Origin of the sequence: Pararobbsia silviterrae (assembly GCF_003628125.1) — a bacterium.
Lineage (GTDB): Bacteria > Pseudomonadota > Gammaproteobacteria > Burkholderiales > Burkholderiaceae > Pararobbsia > Pararobbsia silviterrae.
Map to the genome: position 1 here is coordinate 114964 of NZ_RBZU01000009.1, position 11945 is coordinate 126908.

7 protein-coding genes are annotated in these 11945 nt (G+C 64.2%); 3 read left to right on the plus strand and 4 right to left on the minus strand.

Annotated elements, in window-relative coordinates:
* Positions 1-86 precede the first annotated feature (86 nt).
* From D7S86_RS19155 to D7S86_RS19170, 4 genes are all read right to left on the minus strand, one after another.
* Positions 87-1643, minus strand: a complete 1557-nt coding sequence (locus D7S86_RS19155) for a DHA2 family efflux MFS transporter permease subunit (RefSeq protein WP_121088463.1) — start codon at positions 1641-1643, stop codon at positions 87-89.
* A gap of 14 nt (positions 1644-1657) precedes the next feature.
* A complete protein-coding gene (locus D7S86_RS19160; protein ID WP_121088464.1) occupies positions 1658-2839 on the minus strand; it encodes an HlyD/EmrA/EmrK family protein in 1182 nt (393 codons plus the stop codon).
* Positions 2840-2935: 96 nt separating this feature from the next.
* On the minus strand, positions 2936-4495 hold the full coding sequence (locus D7S86_RS19165; protein WP_121088465.1) for an efflux transporter outer membrane subunit: 1560 nt from the start codon (positions 4493-4495) through the stop codon (positions 2936-2938).
* 163 nt (positions 4496-4658) lie between these two features.
* Positions 4659-5129 carry a MarR family winged helix-turn-helix transcriptional regulator gene (locus D7S86_RS19170; RefSeq protein ID WP_121088466.1) on the minus strand — a complete coding sequence of 157 codons (471 nt, stop codon included), beginning with the start codon at positions 5127-5129 and terminating at the stop codon, positions 4659-4661.
* Positions 5130-5365: 236 nt separating this feature from the next.
* On the opposite strand from D7S86_RS19170, the gene typA reads away from it, so the two are divergent.
* From typA to odhB, 3 genes are all read left to right on the plus strand, one after another.
* Positions 5366-7192, plus strand: a complete 1827-nt coding sequence (gene typA / locus D7S86_RS19175; RefSeq protein WP_121088467.1) for a translational GTPase TypA — start codon at positions 5366-5368, stop codon at positions 7190-7192.
* A gap of 516 nt (positions 7193-7708) precedes the next feature.
* Positions 7709-10564: a 2-oxoglutarate dehydrogenase E1 component gene (locus D7S86_RS19180; RefSeq protein ID WP_121088468.1), complete on the plus strand. Its 2856-nt coding sequence runs from the start codon at positions 7709-7711 to the stop codon at positions 10562-10564.
* Positions 10565-10653: 89 nt separating this feature from the next.
* Positions 10654-11925, plus strand: coding sequence for a 2-oxoglutarate dehydrogenase complex dihydrolipoyllysine-residue succinyltransferase (gene odhB / locus D7S86_RS19185; RefSeq protein WP_121088469.1), 1272 nt, complete (start codon positions 10654-10656; stop codon positions 11923-11925).
* Positions 11926-11945 lie beyond the last annotated feature (20 nt).

The window sequence follows — 11945 nt, forward strand, 5'->3', positions numbered from 1 at the left end:
GGCATCCAGCGCTTTCTTTTTTGCGTTCGCCGATGACCCGGACGTCGGGCCATCGGCGATACCGTGTCAGCTATTGCGTCACCGACTCAGTGCGCGGCTGATGCCGCCGCCGCTGATTCGGGCGTCGAGCGTTCGGGCTTCGTGATCCAGATCAGCGCGATCAGCGCGACGAAAATCGCCGACGACAGCCAGAACAGATCGTTGACGCCGAGCATCGCGGCTTGCTGCGAGACCGAATTGTTGAACCACAGATAGCCGACCGCGTTGTCGCCGTGCTGCTGGAACTGCTGGACTTGCTGCATGAACACGGGGTTATACGGGGTCGCCTGCTCCATGAGCTGCGCATGGTGCAGGGTCGCGCGCCGATCCCACGCGGTCGTGAAAATCGACGATCCGATCCCGCCGCACATGATCCGCACGAAATTCGACAAGCCCGATGCCGCCGCGATCTTGTTGCCCGGCAAACCGTTGAGCGTGAGCGAGACGAGCGGGATAAAGAATCCCGCCATGCCGACGCCCTGGAGCAGCGTCGGCATCACGAGCCAATACGTGTTGACGTTCGTCGTGTACAGCGAGCGGAGCCAGAACACGAGCGCGAAGATCAGAAACGATGCGGTCGCGATATAGCGCGGATCGGTTTTCGGCAGAAACTTCCCGGTCAACGGCGAGAGCAGGATCGCGAACAATCCCACGGGCGCCATCACGAGGCCGGCCTTCGTCGCGGTGTACGCGAGCGTCGTCTGCAGCCAGAGCGGAATCAGCACGAGATTGCCGAAGTACAGACCATAGCCGATGGACAACGCGATCGTGCCGCCCGTGAAATTGCGTCGCGCGAACAGCATCAGGTCGACGACGGGGTGTTTCTCCGTCAGCTCCCAGATCACGAAGATCGCGAACGAGATCGCCGCGGTGAGGCCCAGCGCGACGACGGTCGGCGACGAAAACCAGTCGAGATCCTTGCCCTTGTCGAGCATGACCTGCAACGAGCCGACCCAGATCACGAGCAGCCCGAGACCGACGCCGTCGATCGGCAGATGATGCGTCGCCGATTCACGCGAGCGGAACACCCACCAGCTCGCGAACGCGGCGAGGATGCCGACCGGGATATTGACGTAGAAGATCCATGGCCATGAGATGTTGTCCGAGATCCATCCGCCGAGAATCGGTCCGCAGACCGGCGCGACAAGCGTCGTCATGGCCCAGAGCGAGAGCGCCATCGGCGCCTTCGCGCGCGGATAGCTCGCGAGCAGCAGCGTCTGCGACAGCGGGATCATCGGACCGGCGACCGCGCCCTGCAGCACGCGCGAGGCGAGCAGGGCGCCGAGCGTCGGCGACAGGCCGCACATCCATGACGAGATCACGAACAACACGATCGACCAGACGAACAGGCGAACCTGTCCGATGCGCTGGGTCAGCCAGCCGGTCAACGGCACCGAGATCGCGTTCGCGGCCGCGAACGACGTGATGACCCACGTGCCTTGATCGGAGGACACCCCGAGGTCGCCCGAGATCGAGGGGATCGACACATTCGCGATCGACGTATCGAGCACGTTCATGAAGACCGCGAGCGATACGGCGATCGTACCGATGACGAGCGCGCCGCCGCTCAGCGGCCCGTGTTCGATATGCTGGGCTTGCGCCATCGAGTCTTCCTTGATTACTTCGTGGCGAGCGACGTCGAGCCCGTGTTCTCGGCGATCACGCGTGCGATTTCGGCATCGGCCTGTTCGCCGTACTTCGCGAACACATCGGTTTCATACGTCGTGTTCTTCGCGTTGCCGAGTTCGCCGCCGTTCGTTTCCTTCGTCTCGACATTGACCTGCATCGACAGGCCGATACGCAGCGGGTGCGCTTCGAGTTCCTTCGGATCGAGCTCGATGCGCACCGGCAGGCGCTGCACGACCTTGATCCAGTTACCGGTGGCGTTCTGCGCGGGCAGCAGCGAGAACGCGCTGCCGGTGCCGGCCGAGAAGCCGACGACCTTGCCGTGGAACACGACTGAGTTGCCATACACGTCGGCGGTCAGCTCGGCGGGCTGGCCGATGCGCATGTTCTTGAGCTGGACTTCCTTGAAGTTCGCGTCGATCCAGACGCCGTTGAGCGGCACGACGGCCATCAGCGGGGTACCCGGCGACACGCGTTGGCCGACCTGCACCGAGCGCTTCGCGACATAGCCCGTCACGGGCGCGGGCAGCGTGTTGCGCGCGTAATTCAGGTACGCGTCGCGGACCTTGGCGGCGGCGGCCAACACATTCGGGTGTTGTGCGATCGTCGTGCGCTCGGTCAGCGCGCGGTTCGACGCGAGGTTCTGCTCCGACGCGATCAAGGCAGCCTGCGCGACCTTGACGGCATCCTTCGCGTGCGAGATCTCTTCGAGCGACACGGCGCCCGTTTGCGCGACCGCGAGGCGGCGCTTGAGGTCGTCCTGCGCGCGCGAGACGTCGGCCTGGCGCTGCTGGACGTCGGCCTGATACGCGTTGTTGTTCACATACAGCGTGCGGACCTGGCGGACCGTCTGCGCGAGCGTGGCTTCGGCCTGTTGCAGCGCGATCTTCGAATCGGCGGCGTCGAGCATGACGACGGGCTGACCGACCTGGACGGTCTGCGTGTCGTCGGCATTGACGGCGATGACGGTGCCGACGACCTGCGGCGTGATCTGAACGACGTTGCCGTTCACGTATGCGTCGTCGGTGTCTTCATGGAAGCGCGCGTAGCTGAAGTAATAGAAGCCGTAGCCGACTGCGGCAATGATGATGACAAGGGCCAGCAGCAGCATCATCCGCGTGCGCTTGCTGTTCTTCGGTTGTTCTGCCGGCGCCGCGCCTTGGGGGGTACTCATGGTTTGCTCCGTACTCTCTGATCTCGTGCCTGAATCCCGTTACGGGGTTCGCGTGTGTGATGTTCGATGTCTTGCGATCGACTCAATAGGTGCCGTTCAATGGGTGCCGTTGGACGCCTGGGGCTCCGTCGAGGTGGCCTGGACCGCGCTCGCCGCATCGTCGGAATTCTTGAGCGCGCCCGCGAGCGGCGGATTGAGTCCGGTCGCGTCCGCGTCGAATCCGCCGCCGAGCGACTTGATGAGCGCGATCTGCTGCGAACGCCGGTTCATCTTGAGGCTCACGACGCCTTGCTCCTGCGCGAGCAGATTCTGATCGGCATTGAGCACCTGGAGCTGCGGCGACAGACCGGCTTTATAGCGGACCACGGCGAGGTCGTACGCATGGCGCGTCGCATCGTAGGCGGCTTGCGCGTCGACGAGCTGCCGGTCGGTCGAGCGGATCGCCGCGACCTGCGTCGCGACGTCGCTGAGCGCGTTGACGAGCGTCTGGTTGTACTCGGCGACGGCCAGATCGAAGTCGGCGTACTTGCCCTTGAGGTTCGCGCGCAGCGCGCCGCCCGCGAAGATCGGGATGTCGATCGCCGGACCGGCCTGGAACTGCCGGCTGTCGAACTTGAGGAAGTTGCTCCAGCCGAACGCGTCGAAGCCCGCGAGGCCCGCGAGGTTCACGTCGGGCAGGAACTCGGCTTTCGCCGACTTGATGTCGTGTTGCGTCGCGTCGATCGTCCAGCGCGCGGCGACGAGGTCCGGACGGCGCGACAGCAGGTTGGCCGGCACATTGTCGGGCAGCGTGATATCGGACTTCGGATCCATCGTCGGCTTCGCGATCGACAGGCCGCGGTCCGGACCCTTGCCGAGCAGTGCGGCCAACTGGTAGCGCGTCGCCGTGATCTGGCCTTCGAGCTGCGTGATCGACGCGCGGCTCGCCGCGATATTGCCGTCCGACGTGCGGCGTTCGACCTGCGTGTCGAGTCCGGCGGCGACGCGGCCCACCGTGATGCGGCCGACTTCGTCGCGCGCCTCGGTCTCGCGTTGCGCGACGTCGAGCAGCGCGTAGTCGCGCGCGAGTTCGTTATAGGTCTGCGCGATCGACGTCGAGAGCGTGACGCGGACTTCCTGCTCGTCGGCCTCGGCGACTTTCTGCTGCGACACCGCGCCCGAGGTCGCTTCGCGATGCTTGCCCCAGAGGTCGAGGTCCCACGACGCCGTGATGAGTCCCTTGTTTTCGCTGTACCACGAACCGCCGTACGGGGGCGGGAACAAGGCGTTGGCCGAGTAGAGCTCGCGATTCCACGAGTATTGCCCGCTGACCGTCGGCAATTCGGCCGCATGCTCGGTCTGGACGAACGACGAGGCCTTCTCGATGCGCGCCTTCGCCTGGGCGATGCTCGGATTGTCGGCGAGGCCTTCGGCGATCAGCTGGCTGAGCTGCGGGTCGCCGAACTGGTCGGCCCAGCTCGCGTCGGGCCACTTGCCGCCCTGAGCCGGAATGCTCAGATGGGCATCGAGCCGATTCGCGTCGGTCGTCGACTTGTCGCTGCCGATGCCGTGCCAGGTCACGCAGCCCGACAGGGTCGTCGCGAGCGCGAGCGCCGCGGCGCACGGGATCGCCCGCTGCCGGGGCAGTTGGGCGGTAAAGCGGAGAAAAGCACTCATTGCCTGACTCAAGTTAACACTTCAAATGTTCGGTGCTGCGGAGGGGAGGCGAAACCGGCGAACGGATCGGACGACGATCCGGATCGGGCGGCGGCGCGATGCCCCGGTGGACGATCTACGACACGGTACGACGATCAATCAGCGAATTCTGTGAATCTGCGGCTCAGGCCGGTTCGTTTGAATTGACGAGCATGCGTTTGAGCATGGCACGCAGCAAACCGACCTCATCGGGAGCGAACCCCCGCAACAACTTGTCGACGACATCCGAATACAGCGCGGGCATGCGCTCCGCGAACTCCGTGCCTTGTTCCGTGAGCCGCAGCTTGACGACGCGGCGGTCGTCCTGGCTGCGGACCCGGACCAGCAGACCGCGCTTTTCGAGTCGGTCGAGCAGCCGGGTCACGGCGCTCGCGTCGATGCCGTACTGGCGCGCGAGTTCGGCCGCGGCAAGGCACTGGCCGCTTGCCAGCATCGACAGCATCGAGGCCTGGGTCGCGGTCACGCCCAGTTCCTGCATCGTCTGCTGGGTTACGGCATTCCACAGATTCGAGCGCACGCGAGCGAGCAGATACCCGATGCTGTCTTCCATGCTTGCGGCAAATTCGACGGACGTCGGCGGGCTCAGCTCATCCATGGGGTGTTTTACGTGCGCCTGCAATATTTGTCTAGGCAGAAGTGTAGGCGAGGTTGGTTGACGCGACAAGTATCATTTCTGGCGCCAAAATGACGGGTTTGCCACACGGCCTGTGCGCGGGCGTTGTGCGGGACGCGCTCGTGTCGTATGTCCGTGCTAGAATTGCGGGTTTTCGATAGTCGAAAATGGCCAGGGCGCGGCAATTCGTGCCTGTCTTGCCTGTTTCCCCTCCGTATATGACCCGCGCTCTCCGCAACATCGCCATCATTGCCCACGTCGACCACGGCAAAACCACACTAGTCGACCAATTGCTCCGCCAGTCGGGCACGTTCCGCGAAAACCAGGCGGTTGCAGAACGGGTCATGGACTCGAACGACATCGAAAAGGAACGTGGCATCACGATCCTTGCGAAGAACTGCGCCGTCCAGTACGAAGGCACCCACATCAATATCGTCGACACCCCGGGCCACGCCGACTTCGGCGGCGAGGTCGAGCGCGTGCTGTCGATGGTCGACTCGGTGCTCCTGCTCGTCGACGCCGTCGAAGGCCCGATGCCGCAGACGCGCTTCGTCACGCGCAAGGCGCTCGCGCTCGGCCTCAAGCCGATCGTCGTCGTCAACAAGATCGACCGCCCGGGCGCGCGTCCGGATTGGGTCATCAACCAGACGTTCGATCTGATGGACAAGCTCGGCGCGACCGACGAACAGCTCGACTTCCCGGTCGTCTATGCGTCGGCGCTCAACGGCTATGCGAGCCTGAACCCCGATGACCGCGAAGGCACGATGCGTCCGCTGTTCGAGGCGATCCTCGAACACGTGCCGGTCCGCGATGCCGATCCCGAAGGTCCGCTCCAGCTTCAGATCACGTCGCTCGATTATTCGACGTACGTCGGCCGTATCGGCGTGGGCCGCATCACGCGCGGCCGCATCAAGCCCGGCATGCCCGTCGTCATGCAGTTCGGCCCCGAAGGCGAGGTGCTGAACCGCAAGATCAATCAAGTGCTGACGTTCGAAGGCCTCGACCGCCAGCAGGTCGAGTCGGCCGAAGCCGGCGACATCGTGCTGATCAACGGCATCGAAGACATCGGCATCGGCGTGACGATCTGCTCGCCCGAGTCGCCGGACCCGCTGCCGCGCATCACGGTCGACGAGCCGACGATCACGATGAACTTCCTCGTCAATTCGTCGCCGCTCGCGGGCAAGGAAGGCAAGTTCGTCACGAGCCGCCAGATCCGCGACCGCCTGAACCGCGAACTCAATCACAACGTGGCGTTGCGCGTGCGCGACACCGGCGACGAGACGGTCTTCGAAGTCTCGGGCCGCGGCGAGCTGCATCTGACGATCCTGATCGAAAACATGCGTCGCGAAGGCTATGAACTGGCCGTTTCGCGTCCGCGCGTGGTCACGCGCGAGATCGACGGCGTCAAGAGCGAGCCGTACGAGCTGCTGACGGTCGACCTCGAAGACGGTCATCAGGGCTCGGTCATGGAAGAACTCGGCCGCCGCAAGGGCGAATTGCTCGACATGGCGTCGGACGGCCGCGGCCGGACGCGTCTCGAGTACCGGATTCCCGCGCGGGGCCTGATCGGCTTCCAGGGTGAATTCCTGACGCTCACGCGCGGCACGGGCCTCGCAAGCCATATCTTCGACTCGTATGCGCCGATCAAGGACGGCAGCATCGGCGAGCGTCGCAACGGCGTGCTGATCTCGCAGGACGACGGCGCGGCCGTCGCCTACGCGCTCTGGAAGCTGCAGGATCGCGGCCGCATGTTCGTGAGCCCCGGCGATGCGCTCTATGAAGGCATGATCATCGGCATCCACAGCCGCGACAACGATCTCGTCGTGAACCCGATCAAGGGCAAGCAGCTCACGAACGTGCGCGCCTCGGGCACCGACGAAGCCGTGCGCCTCGTGCCGCCGATCCAGCTCTCGCTCGAATACGCGGTCGAATTCATCGACGACGACGAGCTTGTCGAGGTCACGCCGAAGACGATTCGTCTGCGCAAGCGTTTCCTGAAGGAGCACGAGCGCCGTCGCGCAAGCCGCGAGGCCGTGGCGGAGTAAGACATCGAGAGGGCCGGACGAGACCATCGTGCGGCCCTTTTTTTGTTAACGCGGTGCACGGCCTGAAGGGGTCGCGCGTTGCGGGTGGGGGAGAAAACGCGCCGGCGCGTCGATCACGTGGCGAGACAGCGGGTTTCCCCCAGGCGTTTATCGGAAGGTAGACGGTAAAGAAGTCCTGTTTTAAGCCGTAAATGCAATGAGCGCCGAATTGAGGCGGCTGAATTGAACGGTCAATGGCACGCGATACGCGCGCCGTACACAAGCCGCGAAAGCGAGTCCGGATGAGGTGCAGGCCCGGCTCGAACCCCGCCGATCCAGGCGGGACAAGGCTTTCGGCTTGTGTTCGGCTCTGCGTCGGCTATGCTTACGTGATATTCTCGCCGCGTCTTGAGGCATTGTTTTCTGGTCCTTCCTGCACAACTTGATGTTTGCGCATCCGCTAATCGGTCAGGCCGTGCCGCGGAAGGTTGAGTAACCCGCGTTTCTCGAGAAACTCGAAGAAAGGTGAGCGTCAAAATGATGAAAGAATCCCAGTCGAACTCCTACCTGTTCGGCGGCAATGCTCCGTACGTCGAAGAACTGTACGAAGCGTATCTCGACAATCCGGCTTCGGTGCCGGACAACTGGCGCGAATACTTCGACGCGCTGCAGAACGTGCCGGCCGTGGACGGCTCGGCCGCCAACGACGTCGCACACGCCCCCATCGTCGAATCCTTTGCGCAACGCGCGCGTGCCAACGCCTTCTTGCCGCGCGCGGGCGCGACCGAGATGTCGACGGCGCGCAAGCAAGTGTTCGTGCAATCGCTGATCGGCGCGTATCGCTTCCTCGGCTCGCGCTGGGCGAACCTCGATCCGCTCAAGCGCCAGGAACGGCCGCAGATTCCCGAGCTCGAACCGGCGTTCTACGACTTCACCGAAGCCGACATGGACCAGGTGTTCGACGCGAGCAATCTGTACTTCGGCTTCCAGCAAGCCACGCTGCGCGACATCATCAAGGCCCTGCGCGACACGTATTGCGGCACGATCGGCGCCGAATACGCGTATATCAGCGATCCCGAGCAAAAGCGCTGGTGGAAGGAGCGCCTCGAATCGATCCGCGCAACCCCGAATTTCACGGCTGAAAAGAAGAAGCACATCCTTGAGCGCCTGACGGCTGCCGAGGGTCTCGAACGCTATCTGCATACGCGCTACGTCGGCCAGAAGCGCTTCTCGCTCGAAGGCGGCGAGAGCTTCATCGCGGCCATGGACGAACTCGTCCATCACGCGGGCGCGAAGGGCGTGCAGGAAATCGTGATCGCGATGGCCCACCGCGGCCGTCTGAACGTGCTCGTCAACACGCTCGGCAAGATGCCGGCGGATCTGTTCGCCGAATTCGAAGGCAAGCATTCCGACGATCTGCCCTCGGGCGACGTCAAGTATCACAAGGGCTTCTCGTCGGACATCGCGACCCCGGGCGGTCCGGTCCACCTGTCGCTCGCGTTCAACCCGTCGCACCTCGAAATCGTGAACCCGGTCGTCGAAGGGTCGGCGAAGGCGCGCATGGAGCGCCGCGGCGACGAACTCGGTCTGCAAGTGCTGCCGATCCAGGTGCACGGCGACGCGGCGTTCGCGGGCCAGGGCGTCGTCATGGAAACGCTGAACCTCGCGCAAACGCGCGGCTACGGCACGCATGGCACGGTCCACATCGTCATCAACAACCAGATCGGCTTCACGACGTCGGATCCGCGCGATTCGCGCTCGACGCTCTACTGCTCGGACGTCGTCAAGATGATCGAGGCGCCGGTGCTCCACGTGAACGGCGACGATCCCGAAGCGGTCGTGCTCACGATCCAGCTCGCGCTCGATTACCGTCAGGAATTCCACAAGGACGTGGTCGTCGACATCGTCTGCTTCCGCAAGCTCGGCCACAACGAGCAGGACACGCCGGCGGTCACGCAGCCGCTGATGTACAAGACGATCGCCAAGCATCCGGGCACGCGCGCGCTCTACGCTGAAAAGCTCGTCGCGCAAGGCGTGCTGAGCGCCGATGACGCCGAAAACTACGTCAAGCAATACCGCAAGGCGATGGACGAAGGCCATCACACGATCGACCCCGTGCTCTCGAACTACAAGAGCAAGTATGCGGTCGACTGGGTGCCGTTCCTGAACCGCAAGTGGACCGACGCGGCCGATACGGCCGTGCCGCTCGCCGAACTCAAGCGTCTGGCGGAACGGATCACGACGGTCCCGGAAAACTTCAAGGTGCACCCGCTCGTCGAGCGCGTGATCAACGACCGTCGCGCGATGGGCCGCGGCGAAGCGCCGCTCGACTGGGGCATGGGCGAAGCGATGGCGTTCGCGTCGCTCGTCGCGTCGGGCTACCCCGTGCGTCTGACGGGTCAGGACAGCGGCCGCGGCACGTTCACGCACCGCCACGCCGTGCTGCACGATCAGAACCGCGAACGTTGGAACGACGGCACGTATATCCCGCTGCAGAACATCGCCGAAGGTCAGGCGAAGTTCACGGTCATCGACTCGGTGCTGTCGGAAGAAGCCGTGCTCGGCTTCGAATACGGTTACTCGACGGCCGAACCGAACACGTTCATCGCATGGGAAGCGCAGTTCGGCGACTTCGTGAACGGCGCGCAGGTCGTGATCGACCAGTTCATCTCGTCGGGCGAAGTCAAGTGGGGCCGCGCATCGGGTCTGACGATGCTGCTGCCGCACGGCTACGAAGGCCAGGGCCCCGAGCACTCGTCGGCGCGTATCGAGCGTTTCCTCCAGCTCTGCGCGGATCACAATATGCAGGTCGTCCAGCCGACGACGCCGGCCCAGATGTTCCACTTGCTGCGCCGTCAGATGATCCGCCTGTTCCGCAAGCCGCTCATCGTCTTCACGCCGAAGTCGCTGCTGCGTCACAAGGAAGCGATCAGCGATCTGTCGGAACTCGCGAAGGGCAGCTTCCACCCGGTGCTCGGCGAGACCGACGACACGATCGACGCGAAGAAGGTCAAGCGCGTGCTCGTGTGCTCGGGCCGCGTGTACTTCGATCTCATCGCGCATCGCCGCGAAGCGAAGACGAAGGACATCGCGATCATCCGGATCGAGCAGCTCTATCCGTTCGGCCATAAGGCATTCGAGGCCGAACTCAAGAAGTACGAAAACCTGACCGAAGTCGTGTGGGTCCAGGACGAGCCGCAGAACCAGGGCCCGTGGTTCTACATCGAGCATCACCTGCTCGAGGGGCTCAAGGAAGGCCAGAAGCTTGCGTACAGCGGCCGTCCGGCATCGGCATCGCCGGCAGTGGGCTACTACGCGACGCACTACGAGCAACTGAAGGCGTTGATCGAAGGTGCGTTCGGCCGTCTGAAGGGCGCCATCACCACGAAGTAATCGGGCGATGTCGTGCGCGGAGCAGGGCTTCGCGCACGCGTGCCCCTGCGCACGCCCGGCTCACATAAAACAAGTTCAGGATCAGAGAAATGGCAATCGTTGAAGTCAAAGTCCCGCAGCTGTCCGAATCGGTGTCCGAAGCGACCCTGCTGACGTGGAAGAAGCGCCCCGGCGAAGCGGTCGCGCAAGATGAAATTCTTATCGAAGTCGAGACCGACAAGGTCGTGCTCGAAGTCCCCGCGCCGGCTGCCGGCGTGCTCGCGAAGATCGATCAGGACGACGGCGCGACCGTGACGGCCGATCAGGTCATCGCCTCGATCGATACGGAAGGCAAGGCAGGCGCCGCGCCCGCCGAAGCGAAGCCGGCCGCCGCCGCGCCGGCCGCTGCACCCGCCGCCGCCGCACCGGCCGTGGCCGCCGCCGCAACGGGTGGCGCGTCGGGCTCGATCGCCGCGCCGTCGGCTGCGAAGCTCCTGGCGGAAAAGGGCCTCTCGGCCTCCGACGTCGCCGGTACGGGCCGCGATGGCCGCGTCACGAAGGGCGACGTGCTCGCCGCGGGCACGAAGCCGGCTCCCGCCGCCGCCGCGCCGGCCCCGAAGGCTGCGCGTCCGGCACTGCCGTCGGTCGCCGCGCCGATCAAGGGTTCGGACTGGCTCAACGACCGTCCTGAACAACGCGTGCCGATGTCGCGTCTGCGTGCGCGCGTCGCCGAACGTCTGCTCGAGTCGCAAGCGACGAACGCGATCCTGACGACGTTCAACGAAGTCAATATGCAGCCCGTCATGGACCTGCGCACGAAGTACAAGGACAAGTTCGAGAAGGAACACGGCGTGAAGCTCGGCTTCATGTCGTTCTTCGTGAAGGCAGCCGTCCACGCGCTCAAGAAGTACCCGGTCGTCAACGCATCGGTCGACGGTACGGACATCGTCTATCACGGCTACTTCGACATCGGTATCGCCGTCGGCTCGCCGCGCGGCCTCGTCGTGCCGATCATCCGTAACGCGGACCAGCTGAGCCTCGCCGACATCGAGAAGAAGATCGCCGAATTCGGCCAGAAGGCGAAGGACGGTAAGATCTCGCTCGAAGACCTGACGGGCGGCACGTTCTCGATCTCGAACGGCGGTACGTTCGGCTCGATGCTCTCGACGCCGATCATCAACCCGCCGCAATCGGCGATTCTCGGCGTGCACGCGACGAAGGACCGCGCGGTCGTCGAAAACGGTCAGATCGTGATCCGTCCGATGAACTATCTCGCGATGTCGTACGACCACCGGATCATCGATGGCCGTGAAGCCGTGCTGTCGCTGGTCGCGATGAAGGAAGCGCTCGAAGATCCGGCGCGTCTGCTGCTCGACCTGTAACTTTTGCGACGGATACGGTT